This is a genomic window from Colwellia sp. RE-S-Sl-9 (assembly GCF_048296855.1).
Taxonomy (GTDB): domain Bacteria; phylum Pseudomonadota; class Gammaproteobacteria; order Enterobacterales; family Alteromonadaceae; genus Pseudocolwellia.
On record NZ_CP182631.1, the window covers coordinates 3,843,456 to 3,869,305 of the forward strand.

Annotated in this window: 26 protein-coding genes; 21 read left to right on the plus strand and 5 right to left on the minus strand. The window is 35.5% G+C overall.

What is annotated here, in order from left to right:
- Positions 1-52 precede the first annotated feature (52 nt).
- The 11 genes from ACM9HF_RS16665 (at position 53) to ACM9HF_RS16715 (ending at position 12,888) form a co-directional block, all read left to right on the plus strand.
- Positions 53-628 (plus strand): RNA polymerase sigma factor, encoded by a 576-nt coding sequence (locus tag ACM9HF_RS16665; protein ID WP_473611642.1) that lies wholly within the window; start codon positions 53-55, stop codon positions 626-628.
- A gap of 3 nt (positions 629-631) precedes the next feature.
- Positions 632-1,696, plus strand: coding sequence for a FecR family protein (locus tag ACM9HF_RS16670; protein ID WP_473611646.1), 1,065 nt, complete (start codon positions 632-634; stop codon positions 1,694-1,696).
- A gap of 291 nt (positions 1,697-1,987) precedes the next feature.
- A complete protein-coding gene (locus tag ACM9HF_RS16675) occupies positions 1,988-4,687 on the plus strand; it encodes a TonB-dependent receptor (protein WP_473611650.1) in 2,700 nt (899 codons plus the stop codon).
- 140 nt (positions 4,688-4,827) lie between these two features.
- A complete protein-coding gene (locus ACM9HF_RS16680) occupies positions 4,828-6,120 on the plus strand; it encodes an NRAMP family divalent metal transporter (RefSeq protein WP_473611655.1) in 1,293 nt (430 codons plus the stop codon).
- A 111-nt stretch (positions 6,121-6,231) separates the two neighbouring features.
- On the plus strand, positions 6,232-7,170 hold the full coding sequence (locus tag ACM9HF_RS16685) for an SPFH domain-containing protein (RefSeq protein ID WP_473611659.1): 939 nt from the start codon (positions 6,232-6,234) through the stop codon (positions 7,168-7,170).
- A 2-nt stretch (positions 7,171-7,172) separates the two neighbouring features.
- Entirely contained in the window at positions 7,173-7,649 is a 477-nt protein-coding gene (locus tag ACM9HF_RS16690) for an NfeD family protein (RefSeq protein WP_473611663.1), read from the plus strand.
- 369 nt (positions 7,650-8,018) lie between these two features.
- Positions 8,019-8,726: a glutathione S-transferase family protein gene (locus ACM9HF_RS16695; RefSeq protein ID WP_473611667.1), complete on the plus strand. Its 708-nt coding sequence runs from the start codon at positions 8,019-8,021 to the stop codon at positions 8,724-8,726.
- Positions 8,727-8,778: 52 nt separating this feature from the next.
- Positions 8,779-10,722, plus strand: a complete 1,944-nt coding sequence (locus ACM9HF_RS16700; RefSeq protein WP_473618324.1) for a RecQ family ATP-dependent DNA helicase — start codon at positions 8,779-8,781, stop codon at positions 10,720-10,722.
- Positions 10,723-10,985: 263 nt separating this feature from the next.
- Positions 10,986-11,528: a hypothetical protein gene (locus tag ACM9HF_RS16705; RefSeq protein WP_473611672.1), complete on the plus strand. Its 543-nt coding sequence runs from the start codon at positions 10,986-10,988 to the stop codon at positions 11,526-11,528.
- Between the two features lie 192 nt (positions 11,529-11,720).
- Complete coding sequence (locus tag ACM9HF_RS16710; RefSeq protein ID WP_473611676.1) at positions 11,721-12,296, plus strand: hypothetical protein; 576 nt, start codon at positions 11,721-11,723, stop codon at positions 12,294-12,296.
- A gap of 109 nt (positions 12,297-12,405) precedes the next feature.
- Positions 12,406-12,888, plus strand: a complete 483-nt coding sequence (locus tag ACM9HF_RS16715; RefSeq protein WP_473611680.1) for a RecQ family zinc-binding domain-containing protein — start codon at positions 12,406-12,408, stop codon at positions 12,886-12,888.
- 79 nt (positions 12,889-12,967) lie between these two features.
- Here the strand turns inward: ACM9HF_RS16715 and ACM9HF_RS16720 are convergent, their stop codons facing one another.
- The 4 genes from ACM9HF_RS16720 to ygfZ form a co-directional block, all read right to left on the minus strand.
- Positions 12,968-13,813 (minus strand): hypothetical protein, encoded by an 846-nt coding sequence (locus ACM9HF_RS16720; protein WP_473611684.1) that lies wholly within the window; start codon positions 13,811-13,813, stop codon positions 12,968-12,970.
- Between the two features lie 236 nt (positions 13,814-14,049).
- Positions 14,050-14,358, minus strand: a complete 309-nt coding sequence (locus tag ACM9HF_RS16725; RefSeq protein ID WP_473611688.1) for an excalibur calcium-binding domain-containing protein — start codon at positions 14,356-14,358, stop codon at positions 14,050-14,052.
- Between the two features lie 202 nt (positions 14,359-14,560).
- Positions 14,561-15,049: an FKBP-type peptidyl-prolyl cis-trans isomerase gene (locus ACM9HF_RS16730; protein WP_077340209.1), complete on the minus strand. Its 489-nt coding sequence runs from the start codon at positions 15,047-15,049 to the stop codon at positions 14,561-14,563.
- Between the two features lie 17 nt (positions 15,050-15,066).
- Positions 15,067-16,047: a tRNA-modifying protein YgfZ gene (gene ygfZ / locus ACM9HF_RS16735; protein ID WP_473611693.1), complete on the minus strand. Its 981-nt coding sequence runs from the start codon at positions 16,045-16,047 to the stop codon at positions 15,067-15,069.
- Positions 16,048-16,179: 132 nt separating this feature from the next.
- Between ygfZ and ACM9HF_RS16740 the strand changes: the two genes are divergently transcribed.
- Positions 16,180-16,431, plus strand: a complete 252-nt coding sequence (locus tag ACM9HF_RS16740; RefSeq protein ID WP_473611697.1) for an FAD assembly factor SdhE — start codon at positions 16,180-16,182, stop codon at positions 16,429-16,431.
- A 46-nt stretch (positions 16,432-16,477) separates the two neighbouring features.
- Positions 16,478-16,870, plus strand: coding sequence for a hypothetical protein (locus tag ACM9HF_RS16745; RefSeq protein WP_473611701.1), 393 nt, complete (start codon positions 16,478-16,480; stop codon positions 16,868-16,870).
- Positions 16,871-16,922: 52 nt separating this feature from the next.
- Here ACM9HF_RS16745 and nadB read toward each other — a convergent pair whose 3' ends face one another.
- Positions 16,923-18,527: an L-aspartate oxidase gene (gene nadB / locus ACM9HF_RS16750; protein WP_473611704.1), complete on the minus strand. Its 1,605-nt coding sequence runs from the start codon at positions 18,525-18,527 to the stop codon at positions 16,923-16,925.
- Between the two features lie 215 nt (positions 18,528-18,742).
- Here nadB and rpoE point away from each other — a divergent pair, with 215 nt between their 5' ends.
- The 8 genes from rpoE to era all read left to right on the plus strand — a co-directional run bounded on the left by rpoE (position 18,743) and on the right by era (position 25,836).
- Positions 18,743-19,321, plus strand: coding sequence for an RNA polymerase sigma factor RpoE (gene rpoE / locus ACM9HF_RS16755; RefSeq protein WP_076420332.1), 579 nt, complete (start codon positions 18,743-18,745; stop codon positions 19,319-19,321).
- A 40-nt stretch (positions 19,322-19,361) separates the two neighbouring features.
- A complete protein-coding gene (locus ACM9HF_RS16760) occupies positions 19,362-19,985 on the plus strand; it encodes a sigma-E factor negative regulatory protein (RefSeq protein ID WP_473611709.1) in 624 nt (207 codons plus the stop codon).
- Positions 19,982-20,944: a MucB/RseB C-terminal domain-containing protein gene (locus tag ACM9HF_RS16765; RefSeq protein WP_473611713.1), complete on the plus strand. Its 963-nt coding sequence runs from the start codon at positions 19,982-19,984 to the stop codon at positions 20,942-20,944. Before ACM9HF_RS16760 ends, ACM9HF_RS16765 begins: the two co-directional genes overlap by 4 nt.
- Positions 20,944-21,411, plus strand: coding sequence for a SoxR reducing system RseC family protein (locus tag ACM9HF_RS16770; RefSeq protein WP_473611717.1), 468 nt, complete (start codon positions 20,944-20,946; stop codon positions 21,409-21,411). The genes ACM9HF_RS16765 and ACM9HF_RS16770 overlap by 1 nt, the downstream gene beginning before the upstream one ends.
- A gap of 87 nt (positions 21,412-21,498) precedes the next feature.
- Positions 21,499-23,289 carry a translation elongation factor 4 gene (gene lepA, locus ACM9HF_RS16775; RefSeq protein WP_473611721.1) on the plus strand — a complete coding sequence of 597 codons (1,791 nt, stop codon included), beginning with the start codon at positions 21,499-21,501 and terminating at the stop codon, positions 23,287-23,289.
- 31 nt (positions 23,290-23,320) lie between these two features.
- Positions 23,321-24,241 (plus strand): signal peptidase I, encoded by a 921-nt coding sequence (gene lepB / locus ACM9HF_RS16780; RefSeq protein ID WP_473611725.1) that lies wholly within the window; start codon positions 23,321-23,323, stop codon positions 24,239-24,241.
- Entirely contained in the window at positions 24,242-24,928 is a 687-nt protein-coding gene (gene rnc, locus ACM9HF_RS16785; RefSeq protein WP_473611729.1) for a ribonuclease III, read from the plus strand.
- A complete protein-coding gene (gene era, locus ACM9HF_RS16790; protein WP_473611734.1) occupies positions 24,925-25,836 on the plus strand; it encodes a GTPase Era in 912 nt (303 codons plus the stop codon). The genes rnc and era overlap by 4 nt, the downstream gene beginning before the upstream one ends.
- Positions 25,837-25,850 lie beyond the last annotated feature (14 nt).

The window sequence follows — 25,850 nt, forward strand, 5'->3', positions numbered from 1 at the left end:
TTTATTATTGCCTCTGATATAACAGCAGCAGATATTGGGGAAGAAAATAATAATGAAAAATCCTTTTAAGGGGTTATCCATAGCAGAAACATTTCTCGGAAATGAGAAAATTTTAAAACAATTTTTGCGACGGTTTACCTCTAACAAACATGACATTGAAGATATTTGCCAAGAGACGGTAGTACGGGCTTTAGAGGCCGAGAAGTCTAAAAAAATCAACGAGCATAAAGCTTTTTTATTTGGTGTTTCACGTAACATTGTTAGAACAAAGCTTGATAAAGAGTCAAAATCTATTATCGACTTTATAGAGGATTGTACGCCGCAAGAGTACTTAATAAATGAACCAACCATAGAAGATAACTTAGATAGTCGAAAACGTATGTTATTATTTATGGAAGCGGTAACGACTTTACCTAAGCAATGCCAAAAAGTGTTTATATTAAATAAAGTTAAAGGCTATTCGCACAAAGAAATAGCGGTAGAGTTAGACATTTCAATAAGTACAATTGAAAAACATGTCGCCTCAGGGTTAAAGCGAATTAATCTGTACATGGAGAGCAAAGCGGTAGAAGCACAAGTAAATACCGATAGTAATATCCCAATGAGTAAATTTAAAACAGATGTGTAAGATATGAGCGAGCGTACAAATTTTAACGACACTACAGAGATCACCGCAGAAGCTTGTGCTTGGATGGCGCAGTTAAGCACGGGCGAACTTACCACGGCAGATGAATTGGCACTGAGAGAATGGATCCAACGTAGCCCTCGCCATGCCGCAGAATTAAAGAAAATAGCTAACCTTTCAATGGAAATTAATGTCTTAACTGAAATGGGAGATGCTATTGAAGAAGCCGCAACTGAGCAGCACTGTATTGTAAAATCTCAAGTGAAAAGAAAGAGTCGATTAATGCCCTTTGCACTTACTGCAATGGCTGCCTTTATCGTAATGGGCGTGTTATTTTTTAATGTTAATTCTCTTTCTGTAGTTCAGCCCATGCTCATCAGTACTGCGATAGGGGAGTTTCGTGAGGTTGAACTCCCAGATGGTTCTATTGTAAAAATAAACACTAATACCAAGCTGGAAGTTAATTATACCAAGCAGGTTAGAAAGGTACGTTTATTGTCTGGCGAAGCTCTTTTTGAAGTAAAACATAATCCTAATAGACCTTTCCTTGTTTATGCCGACGAGCAATACGTGCGTGCCGTAGGTACAGCTTTTACCGTGAGCTTATTAAGAGATAAACTTTCAGTTACCGTAGTAGAAGGTAAGGTTGAATTTGCTAAACTTGAGTTGTCTAAAGAAAATAATATTGATGAAGAACAATCTCAACTCAGCACACCTTCATTGTCTGTAAAACCGGTATTTTTAGAAGTGGGTCAACATATTTCAATTTCGGCTGATATTCCTATTGGTGTAGTAGAAAACATGCCAGAGAATGATTTTAAAAGAGAGCTTTCTTGGCAACATGAATTGTTCGATTTTTCAGATACCCCCCTTAAAGATGTTATCCAAGAGCTAAGTCGCTATTCTGATGTTAAGGTTGAAATAATAGATTCGTCTTTGTTTGATATTAAATTTGGTGGCATATTTCGTACAAACGATACCAAACCTTTATTTGAAGCATTAGAAACAACCTATGGTGTTGGTGTGACTTATCTCAATGATAAACATGTTCAATTAAGTAAAATTAATTAAACGACAACAAATATTAAATATAATTTTTACTAGTTACCTCGTTAAGTGGCACTTTCTCTTTCTCATTTTGAGCATTTTCAACGAGTACTTAAAAATAATTAACATTTCTTATAGAGGATTCTTGTGAGTAAAAGTACTTCCTATTTGAGGCCGCATGAGAAGTGTTTAATATTTTTAAACTTTTTGCTGGTTGATATAAAAAATAAAACAAAACTGTTATGTTTTTGTTTATTTGGTATGTGCTTTGTAACTACTCAGGTTTGTGCGAATAATATCAATAAAAAATACTCATTGAATATTCAATTAACACAAGCAAAAGTTTCAATTAAAGCCCTATCTAGACAAACAAAAAAATCAGTCCTATATCAATCAAAAGATGTTGAAAATATAAAAACAAATCCTGTAAATGGAGATTTTACCTTACAAGAGGCGTTAGGTATTTTATTTGCAGACACTTCTTTAACCGGCAGCCTTACGAAAAGTGGAGTTATTACAATTTCACGTTTGGATTCAAACAAGCTGGTAAATAATACTATGAGAAATACTACTACAATAAAAAAATCATTCTTTACAGGATTAGCCACATTTTTTGGGTTACTTGCAGGTACTCAAAATTTATCTGCTCAAGAGCAAAACCCAGAAAATAGTCAAGAAGAAAAAGAAGAAGCTAAGTCAGGAAAAAGCTTCGGTGTTGAAGTTATTACTGTTACTGCGCGTAAGCGTGTTGAGAGTTTGCAAGACACTCCTTTATCTATCACGTCTATTCAAGGTGACCAATTAGAAGAAATGGGGGTAGCTGATTTAACGGGGATTGCGAGTGTTGCACCTAATGTAAGTTTTAGTACATCTGGAGCGGTTTCTGGTTCATCTTCAAATGCGGTTGTTTATATTCGAGGTATAGGTCAAAACGATTATGTGCCTGTAGTTGACCCTGGTGTTGGTATATATGTTGATGATGTATACATGGGACGTACATTAGGTTCAGTACTTGATCTTGCCGACGTGCAAAGTGTCGAAGTTGTACGAGGGCCACAAGGAACATTATTTGGTCGTAATACTATAGGTGGTGCAATTTCACTTACCTCTAAAGATCCCGATCAATATGACAATGGCAAAGTACGTGTTTTGGTGGGCGATCAGGGGCGACTTGATGTGTTTGCAACCGTTGCTGGCGATTTAAGTGACAATGTAAGTGGTATTATGACGCTGATGTCGCGTGATAGAGACGGTACTGTTGAACGCGTTAACGTACCTGACAGCGAAAAACTCGGTAATACCAATGCTCAGGGTTTCAGAACCAAGCTACTTTATAACGCAACGGCTGATTTAAGTTTTAAGTTTATTGCTGATTACATAAGAGAGCGTGAAGAGTCATCTGCAGAAGTTAATGCTAAATATGTAGATAACAGAACCTTACCTGGCGCATGGAATGGCTTTAATGGTTTTTCTGGTTTTGCGCCTAACTCGACATCTCAAGGTTGTGTTGAAGGAAATAGTTCAGTCGGTACAGATTGTTATAATGAGTCGCAACAATTGGGCCCTTATAAAACGGGTGAAAACACATTATCTCAAAATGATATTGACGCTTGGGGCGTATCACTTGGCACCAATTATGTTGTAAACGAAAATATTGATGCGACCTTTATTGTTGCTCATCGTCAATTAGAAGCTAATATTGCTCGTCAAGTTGATGGAACAACGTTAAATATTTTTGAAAATCGTGAGTCTTTTGATTCTGAGCAAACCTCTTATGACTTTAGGCTAAATGGTATATCAGAAAAGTTAACTTGGGTTGCTGGCGCTTTTTATTATGAAGAAGAGTCAGATAATCAGCTTGATTTTGATGGTGCGCTACAAGGTACGTTGTATCCTATTCACATCGGTGGAATTACAGATAACTCAAACTACGCAGTTTACGCTGAAGGGACTTATGATCTAGATGAAAAATGGAGCTTAACACTTGGTGCTCGTTATACAAACGAAGAAAAAAATGCAACACCTAACGATTTCGCCTTTCCCGGTTGTTCTATAGATTTACGTCCTACTTCACCAACAACTGATTGTGATTCAACCACTGCAACTATTCCTCGTCGTTCAATAAATACAACGGATTACTTAATCGATAATGTAGAAAATACCATTTCATTCGACGAAACAACATGGCGAGTAAGTGTCGGTTATGATGCAAGTGAAGATGTTAAACTTTATGGTACAGTTTCTACTGGTTTTAAATCAGGTGGTTTTGAGTGGCGTATAACAAATACAAGTTTTACTACGCCTGAAGCACAAGCATTAATTGCTCAAGGTAATGGTGAATGTGGTGATGGTAATGAATGTTTGCCTACTTTTGATCCTGAAAAAGTTACAACCTATGAAATGGGAGTGAAAATTGATTTTAGTGATTCACTTCGCTTTAACTCAGCTGTTTTCTATAGTGATTATACCGATATGATCGTAGCTGCAAATAGAGGCGGTATTGCTACTTTCCAAACTAATGCTGCAAAAGCAACCATTAAAGGTTTAGAAACTGAAATTACATGGGTACCTGTTGATTCAATGCTGGTTAACTTAGCTTATGGTTTTACAGATGCAGAGTATGATGAAATATCAGAAGATGCTCAAGCAGCAGGTATTACTGTGGATGACGAGTTTGTATTTACGCCTAAACATAACGGTAGCTTAGGTGTTTCTTATATGTTTGAGTTAAACAGTGGAGCATATTTATCTACAAGATTAGACGCTGTCTATAAAAGCTCTCAAGAATTTGAGGCCGCTAACTCTGATTACGTAAGAGCAGAAGGATATGCTGCCTATAATGCTGCACTGGTGTATACCAGCTCAAATGATGATTATAAAATTACTCTCGGTGTTGAAAACCTAACTGATAAAATTTATAAATTAGGTGGTGATGCGAATAACGAAATTGGTTACGAAAACGTTATTTATTCTCGCCCGCGTAATTACTATTTATCTGTAGACTACGAGTTCTAACTTTTCTTCAGAAGTATTTATGATTTAAGCGCTTATATGTCAATTTACTAATAAATTTGATATATAAGCGTTTTTGCTTTTCAATTTATATATCGTCAATTTGTTTTTATTGTATTAGTTGACGGATAATGGTGAACATTATGAAACACTTAAACGCTAATGTTAGCGAATCCCCACCGAACTTCTTTGACTTTTTTATACAAATTAAAAATAAACTCGGTCCAGGTTTATTACTTGCTGCAACAGCAGTAGGAACATCTCATTTAATTCAATCAACAAGAGCTGGCGGAATGTACAGCTTAAGTTTGGCTATATTTATTTTATTAGCCTGTTTATTAAAGTATCCCGCTTTTAGATTAAGTACTGATTATGCTGCGGCAACAGGGCGCACTTTACTGCATAGTTACCGAGAGCAAGGTAAATGGTGCATTGCTATATATTTTATTGATGCAATTATTACTATGTTTGTGGCAACCGCTGCGTTATCAGTAGTTACCGCAGGATTATTGAAAAATATATTCTCGTTAGACTATAGCTATGTTTCTATTTCTGTTTGCTTATTAGCAACCATTGCGGCGGTATTAATATCGGGTAAATATCGTTTGTTAGAACGCATAGCCACTTTTTTTGTTGTGTTGTTTACTGTATTTACTTTTGCTGCTGTTTTTATGATCGCACCTGATTTTGCATGGCAAAGTGCTCAATATGTACCCGAGTTAAGTTTTGATACGACCCAAGTGCTTTTTTTAATTGCGTTAATTGGTTGGATGCCTACAGCTGTTGGTGTTTCTATTTTTCAATCGTTATGGGTGAATGCAAAGTCAAAAGAGTTAGGCAGAAGAGTAACAATGGCTGAAGCACGTTTTGACTTTAATTTTGGTTACTTTTTAACATTTATTTTAGCCATTTGTTTTTTATTTTTAGGTGCTGGCTTGCTTTATAATACCGGTACTGAAATGCCTTCTAGTGCCGCTGGTTTTGCTTCAATGTTAATCACTATGTTTGCTAATGCAATTGGCGATTGGGTTATTCCTCTTATATCTGCTGCTGCAATAGCGGTTATGACCTCTTCATTAATGACGGTTTTAGATGGTTATCCAAGAGCTTTTCAAGCCATGCAAAAAATAATATCGCCTGATTCAGCTGAAAATAATCGTTATTATTACGCAACATTGTTTATACAAATTTCAGGTGCTCTCTTACTCATTCTCTTTTTATTAAAGTCTTTCAAAACCTTCATTGATCTTTCAATTAGTGTCTCTTTTTTAACGGCGCCATTCATTGCGTGGCTAAACCATAGAGCAATGTACGCTGATGAAGTTGCTGAAAAAGACAGGCCCACTAAAGCAATGAGAAGGTGGAGTATATCGAGTATTGTTATTTTAGCGTTAACGAGCCAAGTTTATATTTATTATAATTTTTTCTTAGATTAGATAAACAAGTCTTCATTTGATGAAATAAAGCAAGTTGACATATTATGTCGTTAATTGATAGGGTAGAGTTAATTAACCCGAACCCGGGATAATCAATGCAAGGAGAAAAATATGGAAATAATTTTTGAGTATGTTTTAACTGTACCCTTCGCGATATTAATATTTGTTATTATTACCTTGAAGTCATCTATTAAGTTTGTTCCTCAAAATCGAGCTTGGGTTATTGAACGTTTTGGTAAGTATCAATCAACTAAAATTGCCGGATTAAACTTTATTATCCCTTTTGTAGATACAATATCAGCAGACCGTTCCTTAAAAGAGCAGGCTTACGATATTCCTGGTCAGTCAGCTATTACCAAAGATAACATTTCTTTGCATGTTGACGGTGTTTTATACTTCCGTGTGTTAGACCCATACAAAGCCACTTACGGCGTTGAAGATTATGTGTTTGCGGTAACACAAATAGCTCAAACCACTATGCGTTCTGAAATCGGTAAGATAGATTTAGATAAAACTTTTGAAGAGCGAGATATGCTTAATAGTCGCATTGTTACCTCTATTAACGAAGCCGCTGAAGTATGGGGTGTTGCAGTTTTACGTTACGAAATTAAAGATATTACGCCACCACAGTCTATTATGCATGCGATGGAATCTCAGATGAAAGCCGAGCGAGAACGTCGCGCTAAAATACTTGAATCTGAAGGTGAAAAACAGTCAGCGATTAATATTGCAGAAGGGCAAAAACAGGCGCAAGTACTGGCTGCCGAAGGTGAAAAACAAGAACAAATACTACAATCTGAAGGTGAAGCTAAAGCAATAATAGCGGTTGCTGATGCACAAGCATTGGCATTAAAAGTTATTGGTGAAGCTGCTTCAACAGATCAAGGACAAAAAGCCGTTCAATTAGATCTTGCCACCAAAGCGATTGCTGCAAAAGCTGCTATCGCTAAAGAATCGAGTATTGTTTTATTACCTGACAGTGCAACAGAGGCAAGTTCGCTCGTAGCACAAGCAACCACCATTATAAGTGCACTGAATGGGAGTAGATAATAATGAATGAGTGGCTTACACAATATTTAGCTGAAACCATAGTTGCCATAGGTTTGTTATTATTAACCGTTGAAGTAGTTATTTTAGGTTTTGCTACTTTTATATTGTTTTTTATGGGCTTAGCTATGGTGTTAACTGGAACTGCCCTCTGGTTAGATATATTACCTCATAGTTATAACAGTGTATTAATGTCTACTGCATTGCTCACGGCAATATTAGCTTTTAGTTTATGGAAGCCCTTAAAACGCATGCAAGGCGATACTGATAATAAAGAAGTTGATAGTGATTTTGTGGGTGTTTGTTTTATGACAGAAGAAGCGATAAGCCTACATGAAAACCCTGACTATAAGTTTTCAGGCATTATGTGGAAGCTAAAATCTGAACAAGAAATAGAAGCAAACACTGAGGTTAAAATCATTAAGGCAGAAGTGGGAACGTTATGGGTGAAGCCTGTAACTAAACACAACGCAGTGTGCTAAATTAATTAAGTGATATTGCATTGTATAATAGCCTGTAATACTGGTTATTACAGGCTTTTGATAAAGTGCAGATTAACACTGTTGCTTACTTGTGCTATTTAGGAAAATGAGCACTTAATAGTAACAAGAGTGGTTTGGGGATATTCATAATTCCCTCATTTATTTCTAATATTTCCGAATATATATCAAAATAAAAATCTAATGACTTTTTATCATACTAAACTAACAATGTTATGAGCTTGATAGTAAAGGGGGTATTTCAATCGTCCTTTTATTTTTTAATAATGTATTAGGTAAAAATGAATAGTAAACTACACTGTTTTACTATAGATTTTTGCTGATTATTAGTATTAAGGAAGTGTTACATACATGATTACTTTATATAGTTTTGGTCCAGCTTTCGGTGTTATGGATGCAAGCCCGTTTGTTGTGAAGGTTGATTTGTATTTACGAATTGCTAAGTTAGATTACCAAGTTAAAAGTGGTATAAATAACTTAAAAAAATCACCCAAAGGTAAACTCCCTTTTATTGAAGATGATAACCAAGCCATTGGTGATTCAGCTTTTATTATTGAATACCTCAATAATAAGTACGCGATAAATATCGACAAGTCTTTAACTCCTGAGCAAAAAGCAACGGCTTATTTATTAACAAAGTCGTTAGACGAAAATCTATATTGGTGTTTAGTGTATTCACGCTGGGCCGACGATAAAACATGGCCTATATGCAAAGAGACTTTTTTTGCGGGTATTCCTTTTCCAATCAACAATATTGCTGCTGGCGTTATTCGTAAAAAAACCATTAAAAAATTAGACTCCCAAGGTGTTGCACGCCACAGTCGAGATGAAGTGTTATCTATCACCGATCAATCTTTAGCGGCATTATCTAACCTATTAGGTGATAAGGATTATTTCTTTGGTGAGTCTATATCAAGTTTTGATGTAACGGCTTATTCAATTCTTTGCCAGTTTTTATTAGTAGACTATTCAAGTGACTTTAATTTATTAGCTAAAAAATATGATAACTTAGTGGGTTATTGCGCACGTATTCAAAGCCACTATTATTCAACTAAATAAATAGTCACTTTATTCGTTAATATGTATTTTTTCGTTATTTATAAATAAGGTCATTTTTTTGCAGTTACTTTCTAATTTAAAACAGGTTTTTGGTTTTGATGGCTTTCGAGAAGGACAAGAGCAAGCCATCAGGCAATTAATTGATGGGCAATCGTCTCTTGCTATCTTTCCTACAGGTTCAGGTAAGTCGCTTTGTTATCAACTAAGCGCCTTACACTTGCCTCATTTAACCTTAGTGGTATCGCCGTTATTAGCGTTAATTAAAGATCAACTCACCTTTTTAGAAGCTAAAGGTATTCCGGCTGCTAGCATTGACTCTTCTTTAAGTGCTGAACAGCATCAACAAGTTATTCAAAACGTAAAAGCAGGTAACATTAAAATACTTATGGTGTCGGTAGAGCGTTTTAAAAATGAAAGATTTAGGCGTTTTATCTCATCGGTAGCTATTTCACAGTTAGTGGTTGATGAAGCTCATTGTATTTCAGAATGGGGTCATAACTTTCGCCCCGATTACCTCAAATTACCTGCTTATAAAAACGAATTAAACATACCGCAAGTATTGTTACTTACGGCAACCGCCACCGCAAAAGTAAAAAAAGATATGGCAGCTAAGTTTGCTATTCAACCACAACATATAGTGCAAACAGGTTTTTACCGAGCCAACTTAAATTTATCGGTTGTACCTGTTGCTCAGCAACATAAAAACCAAGAACTAATTAATACCATTAATCAGCAAAGTGGCTGCGGTATTGTTTATGTTACTTTGCAGCAAACTGCTGAAGTTGTTGCGCAATACCTGCAACAGCAAGGTATTAATGCTCAAGCCTATCATGCGGGTTTTGCTGACGATAAAAAGCAAGATATTCAACAACGTTTTATGAGTGGTAATATTCCCGTAATGGTCGCCACTATTGCTTTTGGTATGGGGATTGATAAATCAGATATTCGTTTTGTAGTGCATTACGACTTACCTAAATCTATCGAAAACTATAGCCAAGAAATAGGAAGAGCAGGGCGAGACGGGCAGCAATCAAATTGTATTACCCTAGCTAATTTAGACAGCTTACATACCCTTGAAAATTTTGTTTATGGCGACACACCAACGCTAAATAGTATTGAGCTACTGCTCGAAAATATTAAAAAAGAAAGTCAGCACAACCAATGGGAAGTGCAAATAACAGGTCTTTCTAACGACACTAATATTCGTCAACTACCGTTAAAAACCTTACTCGTACAATTAGAGCTAATGGGAATGTTAACGCCTAAACATGCTTACTTCGCTGAATTTAAATATAAATTTTTAGCGAAAGAAAATGACATTGTAGCCATGTTTGAAGGAGAACGAAAAACCTTTTTACAAGCGGTTTTTGCTAATACACAGTTTAAAAAAATATGGGGGGAGCCTGACTTTCTCTCGCTACAGCAGCAGTATCAATGTGATCGATCTCGCGTAGTAACCGCTTTAGATTATTTACATGAGAAAAAATTAATCGAACTACAAACTAAAAAGATGACAGAAGTGTATCAAGTAGTTCCACAGCAACTTAATTCACCTGATTTAGCACAGCAAGTGTTTGTGTATTTTACTGAAAAAGAACAAAGTGAGATTAACCGCATAGCTGCACTCATTCGATTTTTTGAATTAGACCGTTGTTTAAGTAAAAACTTATCGCTGTATTTTGACGACAAACAAAGCCCTGAAAACTGTAATCATTGCTCCGTGTGTTTAGGCCAAGTCGCAAAATTAGCATATTCATCAACACCACAGTGGCCAGACGACAACACCATAAGTGATGCTTGTATACAGTTAACCGAGCACTTAAAAGCTGCTGGCATAGTCGATTTACCTATCAGTATTTATTGCCAATTTTTAGTGGGGTTAACCGTCCCTATGTTTACTAAACAAAAAGTGAAAAAGCTGTCAGGCTTTGCAATGTGTGAAGCGCTGAAATATGGAGAGGTGAAAGGGAAAGTGCAAGCGTTGATGGGGAGTTAGGTGAGGTTATAGAGTTTGTTGTGGCTGAGTTAATTTGGCTACAACATCATGGTTACACTCCATAAATCTGTATCCACAATAGTAGTAACAAGCTTATAGAGGATGTTGATTTATCATCATATGATGTTAACTTTGAGCCTAAATTCGTCTAAAACCACCTTAAGTAACAGAAATTAAAATAGGAAAGAGAATTTATTGTTGTCTATAAAAAAAAGGGTTAATATTATTTGGTAAATTAGGAAGATAGATTAAAAGGGATATAAATGAACAAGTCAAAATTACCATATATTTTACCAAAAAACCTACCTGAACAGCTCCGACACTTAGCTAAAATAACAAACATACCATTCTCTTTTGTTAAGGATGGAGGACAGTTAGAACTAGAAGCAATGTCAGGAGTAATATTATATAGACATCTTAATCGAATTCAAAAAACAGAGGCTATGTCTCTGATTAGGCAAGTTGGTAATAAAAATAAACCTTTAGAGGGACAGTTAGTGAATTTAATACTTGATATAAGTGTTAATCCTCAGTGGGGAGTTTGGTCTTTAAGTAATGATGAGTTATTAAATGACCGTAACTTTCATGATAGTATCAATCGTTATGCGGGTATTATTGGTTTAACGGCTTCCGCAGTAGGAGTTAAAACAATAATACAAGACACATGGAAAAGAAAAAGAATGACTAGAGGTGGGGTTGTAACATTAGTTCTTTGGGGAGCTTTCTTGTTTAACAGCTCAGAACTTGAAAAGGTCAATCAAGAAATAACAAACAGAAGTCAATTAAAAACCTCCCCCGTTTATTAAAAGTAGGTTTTATGTTATTTAATAGAATTTTTGCTGTCGTTTATTTGGTGGTGACCATTGTTGGAGGTATTACCTTTTTCAATAACTCAAGTATTCAAGATAAAGAATATATATTTTATGCTGTTTTTATTTTCTCTATTGTACAATTCGTTTATTCCACCTTTAAAATAGTTAGATTGGAGAATAAGCTAAATGAAAAGCGTTAATTTTTTATTTTTTTTTATATTATTCAATATTCAAACAACCTTTGCTGCTGACTCACTAACATGTAATGTCGAAAAATTTAAAATACCCAACGTTGATGTATCAACTGAAATCAATCAGGGTATAAAAAAGGCATCGGTCAACTTTATGTTACATGATAGTTACTGGAATTTGTCTATTTATGAATTGGATAAAAGTGATAATCTTCACCTATTAAAAGGTATTGAAGATTTAGATAAATCTCAAGATATTTATAAACAATTCTTTGATAATTATAGTTACAGGCTTAAAGACAAATTCTTTTACTCTAATAGGCTTGCAGAAGCTAGCCCTATTATTCTGTCAAATATTAATGGGTTAGAGTTCGTTCTTAAAGCTAATTTTAAGGAGTTGCATTCGGATATAAATAAGAATGAGGAGATTTTTATTATTCGGGTAGCAACAAAAGAAAATAAAATTTATTTTGCTGAATTTCATATAAACCATGTAAAACAGATGGAAGTAACAATTAAAAAAGCAAAAGAAATAATGAACAGCTTTTCAAACACTTGTCTGATCAATTAAATAAAACTTTGATCAAGTAGAGCGACTAGATTAATTTGGTCGTTCTCGCGTAGTAACCGCTTTAGATTATTTACATGAGAAAAAATTAATCGAACTACAAACTAAAAAGATGACAGAAGTGTATCAAGTCGTTCCACAGCAACTTAATTCACCTGATTTAGCACAGCAAGTGTTTGTGTATTTTACTGAAAAAGAACAAAGCGAGATTAACCGCATAGCTGCACTCATTCGATTTTTTGAATTAGACCGTTGTTTAAGTAAAAATTTATCGCTGTATTTTGACGACAAACAAAGCCCTGAAAACTGTAATCATTGCTCCGTGTGTTTAGGCAAAGTCGCAAAATTAGCATATTCATCAACCCCCCAATGGCCAGACGACAACACTATAAGCGATGCCTGTGTACAGTTAACTGAACACTTAAAAGCTGCGGGCATAATCGATTTACCTATCAGTATTTATTGCCAATTTTTAGTAGGGTTAACCGTCCCTATGTTTACTAAACAAAAAGTGAAAAAGCTGTCAGGCTTTGCAATGTGTGAAGCGCTGAAATATGGAGAAGTGAAAGGGAAAGTGCAAGCGTTGATGGAGTGATAGGTGAGGCAGAGTAGATTCTTTTGATTTTAAAGTGTTTCCATGGTGATTTTTAAAGTTGTTAGTCAATGAATTTTCATTATGAATTACTTTTAATTAAAGGATACATGATTATTGTTTGATGGGTTTTACATTCCACACAATTAATTTGTAATTGCTCTTCAAATTTAAGTTTTTTGAAAATATTGGTTGGTACTTCTAAGTCTTTTTTACACTCATTACACTGTAATTTAATACAACGTTTTGTAATTTTATACCTGCTTTCTATATCATGTTCTATGAGATAACTTTCATTACATTTAAGGTTAATACAATTAGCTATAATAGATGTCTTTATATACTTAACTGGTTTTTTTATTAAACTGTCGCAGGAATAACAATTAAAACAAAAATCTACTCCCTCCATGCCTCCCATCAAAAGGTTACCATCTTTTATTTTCGATAAATACGTTAAAAACTTTTCAAGTTTATTTTTTGTTTTACTTTTATCTCCATAAATTTCTATTTCACCGGAGCAGATAGTAGGAACAGGAATATGAAGAGCTAAACCAGAAAAGCTTTGCCAAAATCTGTTTAAGAGATTTAAATTAATTGCAGATTGTTCTCCTAAAGGAACGTATTCGATAGATTCATATTCTTCTTTTGTCGAAGGATGCTTACCTAGTATGGGGTCTTTTGAAATTGAGACAGTAAAACCTTTATCTACATTTTCATTAATTTCTTCCAATACCTGTTTTAATATATTTTTAGGTCTCCAATCTTTAAGATCTTCTGAAGATAAATGAGAATGTGAAAGCTTAAATCTTTCATAGAATATAAACTCAATTGTTAATCTACTTTCTAAAGCCGCATAAGTTAAACTTTGCGCAGTATCTTCTAATACTAGAGATTCTATGATTTGTATACGTTTGGCTATATTTAACAATTCAATTCCTTGATTCTTTATGCATAGACTAAATTAATGTTTGAAATAGTTAGGAACCATTTGTAAATAGTCGACTTGAGAAACTTAGCCAAGTTATGAATATAATCAATTGCTTAATTGATTTAGCCCTTTCTTTTCTGCTTTCTCAATTGGAATATCTTCTATTTTTCTAGGGCCTGCAATTAGCTCTTCATCCATATCAGCGAGTTCAGGAGGCTATCTTTACTGAAAACATCTTATCTATTAAATTGTCTTTCACAAGGAATGCCATCATGATCACCGTCCATTTTTGTATTAGGACAGTAACTGATAAAGTATTTTGCTTCTTCATATGATTTCATTTGAGAACAATGTTGTCTACCATCACATTTATAGGTGGCTTTGGGTTTAGTTATCTCTTTAGCTTGAGCTAATGTTTTTATAGCATCGCTATTTGATAATTCAGATATTATTTTTTTGTGAGTGGTTTCGACTGGGGCATTGTTTTTAAAGTAGAACTGCCATGCAGCCCCACAAATAACGATGAGAATTAATAAGTTTTTCAATTGAACACCATCCCTGATAAAACTTCTAATAACTTATAATGAAAATGTCTCGTAATGACATTCATTTCAATAGTCAGAACTTACCAGAAAACACCATGAATTCAATAAACCTTGAAAATAAAAATCCCACTATTTAAACCATTAAATAGCGGGATTTATGTTTCTGATTAGGTTGCTCTACAACACCTAATAAATCAGTTGCCTAGTGAGTATGTCCACAACCGCCTTCACCATGAACGTGGCCGTGAGTTAGTTCGTCTTCCGTTGCATCTCTTACTTCTAATACTTCAACTTCAAATTTTAATTCAATACCGGCTAATGGGTGGTTTCCATCAACGGTAATGGTGTCGTCTGTCATATCAACTACTATAACTGTTTGTTCGCCGTCGTCAGTTGTTGCACGTAGTTGTGCGCCAACTTCTAGATCATCAATTTCAGCAAACATTTCTTTTGGTACTGTTTGTACGTAGTCGTCAAAACGTTCGCCGTAACCTTCTTCAGGAGATACTGTTACTTCAAATTTATCACCTACTTCATGTCCTTCTAACGCATTTTCTAATCCAGGAATTAAGTAACCTGTACCATGAATGATAGATAGTGGTTCGTGATCGTATGAGCTATCAATTAATGTATCTTCACCATTTGATACAGCGTAATGGATAACGGCGACTTTGTTTGCAGTAATTTTCATAATAATGTCTGATTAAATCAGTCCTGAGTAGTTAAAGTGTAGGGTAAAGGTTGTATATGTAATGATGCTTCATTCGCGTCTTTAATGCGAAGGTTTGTTGTTTCATCGGTGTCGCTTGCTAATACGGCTTGCAGGTAATAGTCACCATTGTCGGCAGTATAACTTGTTAGTAGGTCGCCTGCTTTGCGCCAGTTTTCGCCCAGTTGTTTTTCAATAATGCTGTCGGCGCTAATTACTACGTCGCCATTGCCTTTTAAGCTATATAACGCGCGTTTATTTTTACCAAGGTATTGCATTCTTGCAACGGTTTCTTGGCCTAAGTAACAGCCTTTGGTAAAGCTAATGGCATTGACTGCCTGCAAGTTTAACATTTGTGGAACGTAAGCTGAAATTGAAGATTCGTTTAATGTAGGAAATCCTTCGCTAATTTCAAGTAAGTTCCAAACCGCATGAGCATAGGTGGTTATATTGAGTTTGCTGGCAAGCGCTGAAATTTTGTCTGCTTCGTTAATGATTATATATCGAGGTATTTGCCCTTCAATATAAACAAGCGTTGTAGAATCTATAGTTTCAACAGGAGAGCTTTCGCATGGTAAGGTTGAAAAATGTTGAGCTAATGTTGTTTTAGCCTCTTGCCCGCAAACGGCTATATAAGTTAGGTTTTCAACTGCTTCAATGGAGACCTTAGCAAATACGCCAAACTTTTTTAGCTCGGCAAGTGATGCGGCTAATGTTGCTTTTGGTTGTATTAATAAGTTGGCTTTGTTGCGCATAATAAAACGAAAAGCTGAAAATACTTTGCCTTTGGCATCGCAATGAGAGCCATTAAGTAAGCTATTTTCGTTAGCGCTATTAACATCACAAGTGACTTGCCCTTGTAGGTATTTATTTTGTTCTTCACCGGTTAAAGATATTGCGGCTAAATCATCAAGCGTAATAGCAAAAACACTAGGGAGTTGTTCAAGCGAAGGTAAAGATTGATCTATTTTTATAGTCATGAAATGTGGCATTTTTTGCGAAAAACATTAGTTAATTAATAAGGCCAATTAAAAAAAATACAAGCTTATATGAACTAAATTGTTAGAATAGGCGCATATCTTTACTTTTACTTTGAATTTTACTGGTGCTGTATGACCCTATTAGATAATAAACCAAGATTACGATGGGCTTGTCGTCGTGGAATGTTAGAGCTTGATGTTCTACTTTTACCTTTTGTAGATGAAGCTTACGACGATCTTTCTGAAGAAAATAAAGTTATTTTTGAACGTTTACTCGTTTGCCAAGATCCTGAGTTATTTGCTTGGTTTATGGGACATGAAAAGTGTGAAGACAGTGAACTTAACTCCTTGGTCCAACTTATACTCAACCGAGTTAAGCTTTAAGATAAAAATATACTCGTCGATATTCCCTAGGATCATTGTTTTTTCTGTGGTTTATTTATTAGCGGTAATGTTAACGAGTGTTTTATTATTTGAGCTTAACCCTGTTTTAATACAGCTACTTGCTACAACAGCTATTATATTTTTTATGGTTGTTATTAGCTTTTTTAGCGCGTCTTATTCTAAGGTGCGTTCAACACCTCAGTATTTTCTCAAAGAACTTATATTACTGCCTGATAATATTGTTGAATTAAATAAGCAACAGTATGAAATGGGTTTGAATAGCCGAGTAGGTATATTCGGTTGTTGGCTATGTTTAAGTTGTGAAAAGGATAATAAAGTAAAATCAGAAACCCACTTTATTTTTAAAAGTAGTGTTTCTGATTATCATTATTCTCAATTATGCCGTGTAATTAAGCGAAATGCCTTTCATGCTGACTAGGTGCGATACCACACCCAATAATTAATAGACCTTTTTTACTGGTTTAAATAGCTTAATTTATTAACGGAGTTGGTATTAAAATAGTTGTTTTAATTTCGTTACTTAATTCTGGGTAATCTAATGTGTAGTGCAGGCCGCGGCTTTCTTTACGTTCCATCGCACTTTTTATTATAAGCTCAGCCACTTGTACTAAGTTACGTAGTTCTAGTAAGTTATTACTTACTCTAAAGTTTTGATAATATTCGTCTATTTCTCTTTGCAATAATTCAACACGATGTAAAGCCCGTTCTAATCGTTTAGTTGTTCTTACAATACCCACGTAATCCCACATAAATAATCGTAGTTCATGCCAGTTATGTTGAATAACAACTTCTTCATCAGAATCCGTTACGCGGCTGTCATCCCAAGCTGGAAGGGCGATGTATTTAACTTTTCTTTTTAGGGTTTCTTCTATATCTTGCGCGGCACCACGCGCAAATACTAAGCATTCTAATAAAGAGTTACTTGCTAGCCTATTTGCGCCATGTAACCCCGTATAAGCAACTTCACCAATTGCATATAAATTGTTGAGATCGGTTTTTCCTTGTTTATCTATCATTACTCCACCGCAGGTATAATGAGCGGCAGGTACAATAGGAATAGGTTGTTTAGTTATATCAATACCGAGTTTGAGTATTTTTTGGTAAATGGTAGGGAAGTGTTGCTTGATAAAATCATCAGGTCTATGACTGATGTCTAAATACATGCAGTCTGCACCTAAGCGCTTCATCTCGTAATCGATTGCTCGTGCAACTATGTCTCTTGGTGCTAACTCGGCTCGCTCATCAAAGCTGGGCATAAAACGACTACCATCAGGACGTCGTAGCAATGCACCTTCACCGCGCAGAGCTTCCGTTAATAAGAACGTTCCTGCTTCTGCGTGAAATAAACACGTAGGATGAAATTGGTTAAATTCCATATTGGCTACTCTACAGCCTGCTCGCCAAGCCATAGCAATACCGTCGCCACTAGCAACGTCAGGATTAGAGGTGTATTGATATACTTTACTTGCGCCACCTGTGGCTAAAATGATTTTTTGAGCGGCAATACTTTCAACTTTTTCTGTGTTTCTATTCCAAATATAAGCACCAATACATTCAGATTTTTTATTTTTATCTGTTTTGGTGATCAAATCGATTGCATTATAACGTTCGAATAAACGTATTCTGTTATTGTTTTTGATTTGATCAACCAAGGTCGTTTGAATCGCTTTGCCTGTAGCGTCGGCTGAATGCAAAATTCTACGGTGGCTATGCCCGCCTTCACGAGTTAAGTGGTATTTTACATCGGTGTTTGTAGATTCTTCTTTATCAAAATTGACACCTTGGCCAATAAGCCATTCCATGCATTCTTTAGCATTTTCAGCGGTATAACGCACAACATCCTCATCACATAAACCCGCACCAGCAACTAAGGTGTCTGCTACATGTGAATCTATATTATCATTTTCATCAAATACCGCGGCTACTCCACCTTGTGCATAGTAGGTAGAACCTGCGTTTACTCGTGATTTACTGAGCACTACAACGTCAGCATTTTTGGATAAATGTAAAGCAAGAGATAAACCTGCTGCGCCACTTCCGATAATTAATACGTCACAGTTGTGTTGTTTGTTCATAATATTTCAATATTGATGTACTATATGATTTAAGATATTAACTTTTATTCAATGTCTATAACAGTAAAAATAAAGGCTTATAGCGCTATTCTTTAATTTATTGTTACATTTATTATTTTTTTTCGAACTTTTTCATATTAGGGCAGTCCTAATTAATGCGTTTGTCATGAGCCAGATGTTAAGAAGTTAAGTATTATTTAGAGGAAAGGGCTCGGATGGGTGAACAAAACGTTGACCAACAATTAGTTGAACGCGTACAGAGTGGTGATAAAAATGCTTTTAACCTTTTGGTATCAAAATACCAGCATAAGGTAGCAAATTTAGTTTCACGATATGTAAAAAACCAAAGTGATGTGCCTGATATTGTGCAAGAAGCCTTTATCAAAGCATATCGAGCATTACCTAATTTTAGAGGTGATAGCGCTTTTTATACTTGGCTTTATAGAATAGCCGTAAATTGTGCTAAAAATCACTTAGTAGCAACTGGACGTAAACCACCAGGTTCAGATGTTGAAATTGAAGATGCAGAGATTTATGATAGTGGAGATGCATTAAGAGAAAACGCATCCCCTGAAAAATTATTATTAACGAACGAAATTAAAAAAGTAGTATTTAATACAATTGAGCAGTTACCTGAAGATTTACGCACAGCGATAAATTTAAGGGAGCTTGAAGGATTAAGTTACGAAGAAATAGCCGTTATTATGGAATGTCCTGTTGGTACAGTACGTTCTAGAATATTTAGAGCACGTGATGCTGTAGATAAAAAAATACGACCATTACTTCAAAGTTAAGTAACTAATTTAGTTACAACGCTAATTTTAAGGTGCATGTATGAGTGAAAATAAGTTTGAGACAGTTTCTTCTTGTGTAGATAACTATATACAACAAGATGAATCTTTTGATGAAATTATCAAAGATAGTGAATTGTCTGATACTTGGGGACGTTATCAATTGATGGGTGACATCATGAGAAACGATGTACCTCAAACATTACAATTAGATTTATCTGCCAAAATTGCTGCCGCAATTGAAAATGAACCAACGGTCTTAGCACCTAAAAATACAGTTAAAAAGCAAAATTCGTTTAAAGCACGTATTGTGAGTTTTGTTAAACCTTTAGGGCAAGTAGCTATCGCAGCATCAGCTGCTGGTTTAATGGTATTAGGTGTTCAACAAAATAATGTTGTTCAATCTGACGATTTAGTTCCAGTGCAAAATATTCAAACAAGTCCTTTTGTTGGTATTGCTGAGCCAGTGAGTTTTAACTACCAACAACCAACGCAAATGTCTCAAAAGCAAGCCTATATTGAACAACAACGTCGTTTACAGGCTTTATTGTTAGATCATAAACAACAAATTAAATTAACTGCAGTTTCAAATATTGAAGCAAATGGAGCTGCAGAACCTACAATCGAAATTATCCCTGAAAATAAGGTTGAAAACTTGCCTAAATGAGAATATTAATTTGCGTACTTTTGTTGAGTACTGGATTTTCAGCACTAGCCGCAGAAATAGAGCAAGCTTCAACATGGCTTAATGCTTTATCTCAATCTTTAAAAACACGTAACTTTAGTACTTCATTCGTGGTTATTAAAAATAACCACGCTGAACCTTATCATTGGTTTCATGGTGTTGACGAAACAGGTAAAGAACTAGAAATTTTGTCTTTGCTTAATGGTCCGCGTCGAGACGTATTAAGAAAAAATGAAATTGTTAGTTATATCGAACCTGAATTACCTCCTTATTCCGTAGAAACGTCTCAAATTAGTGGTCCTATTCCAGCGATTTTTAGCGGAGATATTGTATCTTTAGAGAAAAACTATGACTTTATTTCATTAGGTAAAAGTCGTGTTTTAGGCCGCTCAGCACAAATTATTCGTATTGTTTCAAAAGATAAAAACCGATTTGGTTATCGTTTATGGATTGATCAAGACTCAAATATGTTGCTGAAAATGTCAGTAATTACCCGAGAAGGTATTGTTTTAGAACAAGTACAATTTACACATTTAGAGTTTTCACAAGACTTACCAGAGCCATTAAAGCAATTACAAAATACAGATTTACCACCGGTTGTTGATGTACCTCAGGGTGTTGTTGATAACGACTTACACTGGAAAGTTAATTGGTTACCTAATGGCTTTGAAAAAATAAGAGCTAATTATCATCGCCTATCAATTACAAAGCAGGCAACGGAGTTTATGTTGTTTTCTGATGGTTTAGTTGATGTATCTGTTTATATAAATAAAAGTGCCGTAAATCATCGAGAACCTGAATTTGTGATGAACGGGGCAACAGGAATTTTTAATCAAGTCATTAAAGGTGTTGAGGTGAGTGTAGTAGGTAAAATTTCATCAATTACCGCTAAAGACATTGCTGATTCTGTTAGCTTATTGCCAAGTAATCAAACACCATAATGGAAGAGTTAGCTACGGTAGTACATATTGAAAACCAGTCTATCTCCGTGATGAGTGAAGTAAAGTCTGCGTGCTCAGGATGTCAGCAAGTTGATAATTGTGGCAGTGGACAAGTTGCAAAAGCGTTTCCAACCAAAAAGTTGTCATTAGTGCTACAAAGCGACCTACCCGTGAAGGTTGGAGATACTGTTATACTTGGCCTTTCAGATGATTGTTTATTGCAAAGTGCTTGGCAAGTGTATTTATTTCCTCTCTTTGGCCTCATTACTTTTGGTGGATTAGGACAATACTTGGTTAATCATGGTGTTTTACCGCATGAATTATTTGGTGTGTTACTTTCTACGCTAGGTGGCTATTTAGGTTATGCTTTAGCCAAAAAGAAACAATCCTTACCTAAAAATAAAGCACGACTAACACCAAAGATTTTACGTATTCTTACAGAAAAAATACTCGTTACTGAAAGTTAATTGAGTATAAAGATAGCCCCCGTTCACTAAATTCGCTAAAATCCCGCTATTGTTAATTTTATAATTGTTATACTTGAACCTCCATCTATGAAAAATATCCGAAACTTTTCGATAATCGCCCATATCGACCATGGTAAATCTACTCTTTCCGATCGTCTTATCCAGCATTGTGGCGGTTTACAAGATCGCGAAATGTCAGCGCAGGTTCTTGATTCAATGGATATTGAGCGCGAGCGTGGCATTACGATCAAAGCGCAAAGTGTAACCTTAGATTATAAAGCTAAAGATGGTGAAATCTACCAACTTAACTTTATTGATACTCCGGGCCATGTTGATTTCTCTTATGAAGTATCACGTTCATTAGCGTCTTGTGAAGGCGCTTTATTAGTTGTAGATGCTGGACAAGGTGTTGAAGCTCAAACGGTGGCTAACTGCTATACCGCTATTGAGATGGAATTAGAAGTTATTCCTATCCTAAATAAAATTGATTTACCACAAGCTGACCCTGACCGTGTTTCAGAAGAAATTGAAGATATTATTGGTATTGATGCTACAGGTGCTGTGCAATGTTCAGCTAAAACTGGCATTGGTATTGAAGATGTACTAGAAACGATTGTTGCTAATATTCCACCACCTGTTGGTGAAAGAGACGCTCCTTTACAAGCGCTTATTATTGATTCGTGGTTTGATAACTATCAAGGTGTTGTGTCTTTAGTTCGTATAATGAATGGCGAAGTTAAAAAAGGCGATAAAATGGTGGTTATGTCTACAGGACAGACACATCTTATCGACAAAGTGGGTATTTTCACACCTAAGCAGACAGATACTGGCATTCTTAGAACCGGTGAGGTTGGCTTTATTATCGCTGGTATTAAAGAAATTCATGGTGCACCGGTTGGTGATACCATCACTATTTCTAAGAAAGAAGCAGCCAAGCAACTTCCTGGTTTCAAGAAAGTACAACCGCAAGTTTATGCAGGTATTTTTCCAGTAAGTTCAGAAGAGTATGAAAACTTCCGTGATGCGCTAAATAAATTAAGCTTAAACGATGCTTCATTACTGTTTGAACCGGAAAATTCATCAGCATTAGGTTTTGGTTTCCGTATAGGTTTCCTTGGCATGCTCCATATGGAGATAGTTCAAGAACGTTTAGAGCGTGAATACAACCTAGACCTTATCACAACAGCACCTACCGTAAATTATGAAATTGCGTGTACTAATGGCGATGTATTATCGATTGATAACCCAAGTGATTTACCACCTATTAATAACATTGAAGAAATTAGAGAACCTATTGTTCAAGCTAATATCTTAGTGCCACAAGAACATTTAGGTAATGTAATCACCCTTTGTATTGAAAAACGTGGTGTGCAAAAAGACATTATTTATCATGGTAATCAAGTTGCTGTAACTTATGAATTACCTATGGCCGAAGTGGTAATGGACTTTTTTGATAAGTTAAAATCTACCAGTCGTGGTTATGCTTCTTTAGATTACAATTTTGTACGCTTTGAACCAGCAGACATGGTTCGAGTTGATGTAATGATTAACGGCGACCGTGTTGATGCGTTAGCAATGATCACGCATAGATCTCATTCAATAGCTCGTGGTCGTATGTTAGTTGAAAAACTAAAAGAACTGATCCACAGACAAATGTTTGATATAGCGATTCAAGCCGCTATTGGTAACAACGTTATTGCACGTACAACAGTAAAACAGTTACGTAAAAACGTAACAGCAAAATGTTACGGTGGTGATATTTCTCGTAAGAAGAAATTACTACAGAAACAAAAAGACGGTAAAAAACGTATGAAACAGGTTGGTAATGTTGAAATACCGCAAGAAGCATTTTTATCAGTATTGAAATTAGAAAGTTAATTTCAATTTAACAGGAAAAAACGGAATCCCTATGGCAGTTTATTTTTCTATATTTTTAGTTGTTGTTACTATAGTAACTGGAATAATTTGGTTAGCAGATAAGTTTTATTTAGCTCCGCAACGAGAGCTAAAGTTAGCGAATGCTAAAGCGCAATGTGAAGGCGAGTTAGGTACTGAAGTAGAGGCCACTTTAATTGAACCATCAGCTATGGTTGATACAGCGGTTCAGATTTTTCCCGTTATTGCTTTTGTATTGATATTGCGTTCTTTTTTATACGAACCATTTCAAATTCCGTCAGGTTCTATGATGCCAACATTACTTGATGGTGACTTTATTCTTGTTAATAAATTTAACTATGGCTTACGAGATCCTGTTGCACGCAAAAAATTTATTGAAATTAATTTACCTGAGCGTGGCGATGTTGTGGTATTTAAATACCCCGTTGATCCGCAAGTTGATTACATTAAGCGTGTTATAGGCTTACCGGGCGATCGTATTATTTACCGCAATAAGTCGTTATATATTAAGCCAGTGTGTAAACCTGCAGATAAAGCCTGTTCTGACTTTGAGCAGGTTGTACAAACCTTTAGACCTGAAGATTCAACACCAGACGGTTCATATGGTTTAAGTCGTTATACTTCTGAAATGCCAAATAAAACTCACGATATACTCATCAATAATGGGATCACTCCTCGTATAGAACATTATTATAAGCAAGCAGGTACACAGCGAGATGAATTTGTTGTTCCTGATGGTCATTATTTTGTGATGGGTGATAACCGAGATAATAGTTTAGATGGTAGATTTTGGGGTTTTGTGCCAGAAGAGAACTTAGTAGGTGAAGCGGTAGCTATTTGGATGAGTTTTAATTTTGATAGAGCCGAAGATAGTGTTTTACCTCATTGGATCCCAACGGGAGTTAGGTTTGAACGTTTAGGTGGAATTAATTAATTGATCAAAAATACACCTCACGCCCTTACCGCTTTATCTAAACGTATTGGCTACACTTTCAATGATCAAAATTTATTGTTGCAAGCGTTAACTCATCGAAGTGCTAAAGGTTTACATAATGAACGCTTGGAGTTTTTAGGTGACTCTATTCTAGGTTTTGTTATAGCTGAAGCTTTATTTAATCAATTTCCTCAACATGATGAAGGCGATTTAACTCGTATGAGATCTAGCTTAGTTAAAGGCGTAACACTTGCTGAACTTGGTCGAAATTTTAAGTTGGGTGAACATTTAATATTGGGTGCTGGTGAATTGAAAAGTGGCGGTCATAAACGCGATTCAATTCTTGAAGATGCTGTTGAAGCTATAATAGGTGCCGTATATTTAGATTCTGATCAAAAAAGATGTAAAGCTTTAATTCTTGCATGGTTTAGTGAACGCTTAGCGAATATTAAACCGGGTAATGGACAAAAAGATCCGAAAACACGTTTACAAGAATACTTACAGGGCAGAAAAATAGAACTTCCTGAATATGAAGTATTAGAAATTACCGGGCAATCACATAATCAACAATTTACGGTTAAATGCATTACAAGTGTTATTAACACCGAAGTTGTTGCTAAAGGTACAAGCCGACGTAAAGCTGAACAATCAGCAGCTCAACAAGTATTGGACTTAATTCAAAAATGACAACAGAAATGAAACATTGCGGACTTATTGCTATTGTCGGCCGTCCTAACGTAGGTAAATCAACATTACTTAACAGCTTGTTAGGGCAAAAAATTAGTATTACTTCTAAAAAGCCTCAAACGACACGTCATCGTATATTAGGCATTTTAACTGAAAAGAATAACCAAGCCGTTTTAGTTGATACACCAGGTTTGCACACAGATGAAAAACGCGCTATTAACCGCTTAATGAACCGAGCTGCAAGTAGTTCTATTGCTGAAGTTGAGCTTATTGTATTTTTAGTAGAAGGCACACATTGGACAACTGATGACGAGCTTGTTCTGAGTAAAATTAAAAAAAGTGGCGCACCTTGTGTTTTAGTCGTTAATAAAATTGATAACGTACAAAACAAAGAAGATTTATTACCTCATTTACAAAAATTAGGTACTCGACATACATTCCAAGATATTATTCCGATCTCTGCCAGTAAAGGCGATAACGTTGATAAAATTCATGATCTATGTATGAATTCGTTACCAGAAGGTGAATTTTGGTTTCCTGAAGATTATATAACTGATCGCTCCAGCCGATTTATGGCATCTGAAATTATTAGAGAAAAGCTGATCCGCTTCACAGGTGACGAATTACCTTATTCAACGACTGTTGAAATAGAACAGTTTAAAATGGACGAAAAAGGTGTTTACCACATTAATGCACTTATTCTTGTTGAACGTGAAACTCAAAAAAGAATGGTTATTGGTAATAAAGGCGCAAGACTAAAAACAATAGGTCAAGAAGCTCGTAGAGATATGGAAGCTTTATTTGGTCAACAAGTATTTTTAGAAACTTGGGTAAAAGTTAAGTCGGGCTGGGCTGATGATGAAAGAGCACTGCGTAGTTTAGGTTATGGCGATGATTACTCAGGTTAATAATGTAAATTAAA

What these genes read in the sequence shown, in the direction of transcription:
- ygfZ (WP_473611693.1), bottom strand. Translation starts at nt 16,047, where the DNA reads ATGACTATAAAAATAGATCAATCTTTACCTTCGCTTGAACAACTCCCT.
- ACM9HF_RS16710 (WP_473611676.1), top strand. Translation starts at nt 11,721, where the DNA reads ATGAAAAGCGTTAATTTTTTATTTTTTTTTATATTATTCAATATTCAA.
- lepB (WP_473611725.1), top strand. Translation starts at nt 23,321, where the DNA reads ATGGCAGTTTATTTTTCTATATTTTTAGTTGTTGTTACTATAGTAACT.
- ACM9HF_RS16695 (WP_473611667.1), top strand. Translation starts at nt 8,019, where the DNA reads ATGATTACTTTATATAGTTTTGGTCCAGCTTTCGGTGTTATGGATGCA.
- ACM9HF_RS16715 (WP_473611680.1), top strand. Translation starts at nt 12,406, where the DNA reads ATGACAGAAGTGTATCAAGTCGTTCCACAGCAACTTAATTCACCTGAT.
- rpoE (WP_076420332.1), top strand. Translation starts at nt 18,743, where the DNA reads ATGGGTGAACAAAACGTTGACCAACAATTAGTTGAACGCGTACAGAGT.
- ACM9HF_RS16680 (WP_473611655.1), top strand. Translation starts at nt 4,828, where the DNA reads ATGAAACACTTAAACGCTAATGTTAGCGAATCCCCACCGAACTTCTTT.
- ACM9HF_RS16730 (WP_077340209.1), bottom strand. Translation starts at nt 15,049, where the DNA reads ATGAAAATTACTGCAAACAAAGTCGCCGTTATCCATTACGCTGTATCA.
- nadB (WP_473611704.1), bottom strand. Translation starts at nt 18,527, where the DNA reads ATGAACAAACAACACAACTGTGACGTATTAATTATCGGAAGTGGCGCA.
- ACM9HF_RS16670 (WP_473611646.1), top strand. Translation starts at nt 632, where the DNA reads ATGAGCGAGCGTACAAATTTTAACGACACTACAGAGATCACCGCAGAA.
- ACM9HF_RS16770 (WP_473611717.1), top strand. Translation starts at nt 20,944, where the DNA reads ATGGAAGAGTTAGCTACGGTAGTACATATTGAAAACCAGTCTATCTCC.
- ACM9HF_RS16760 (WP_473611709.1), top strand. Translation starts at nt 19,362, where the DNA reads ATGAGTGAAAATAAGTTTGAGACAGTTTCTTCTTGTGTAGATAACTAT.
- ACM9HF_RS16665 (WP_473611642.1), top strand. Translation starts at nt 53, where the DNA reads ATGAAAAATCCTTTTAAGGGGTTATCCATAGCAGAAACATTTCTCGGA.
- ACM9HF_RS16685 (WP_473611659.1), top strand. Translation starts at nt 6,232, where the DNA reads ATGGAAATAATTTTTGAGTATGTTTTAACTGTACCCTTCGCGATATTA.
- era (WP_473611734.1), top strand. Translation starts at nt 24,925, where the DNA reads ATGACAACAGAAATGAAACATTGCGGACTTATTGCTATTGTCGGCCGT.
- ACM9HF_RS16740 (WP_473611697.1), top strand. Translation starts at nt 16,180, where the DNA reads ATGACCCTATTAGATAATAAACCAAGATTACGATGGGCTTGTCGTCGT.
- ACM9HF_RS16705 (WP_473611672.1), top strand. Translation starts at nt 10,986, where the DNA reads ATGAACAAGTCAAAATTACCATATATTTTACCAAAAAACCTACCTGAA.
- ACM9HF_RS16690 (WP_473611663.1), top strand. Translation starts at nt 7,173, where the DNA reads ATGAATGAGTGGCTTACACAATATTTAGCTGAAACCATAGTTGCCATA.
- ACM9HF_RS16765 (WP_473611713.1), top strand. Translation starts at nt 19,982, where the DNA reads ATGAGAATATTAATTTGCGTACTTTTGTTGAGTACTGGATTTTCAGCA.
- lepA (WP_473611721.1), top strand. Translation starts at nt 21,499, where the DNA reads ATGAAAAATATCCGAAACTTTTCGATAATCGCCCATATCGACCATGGT.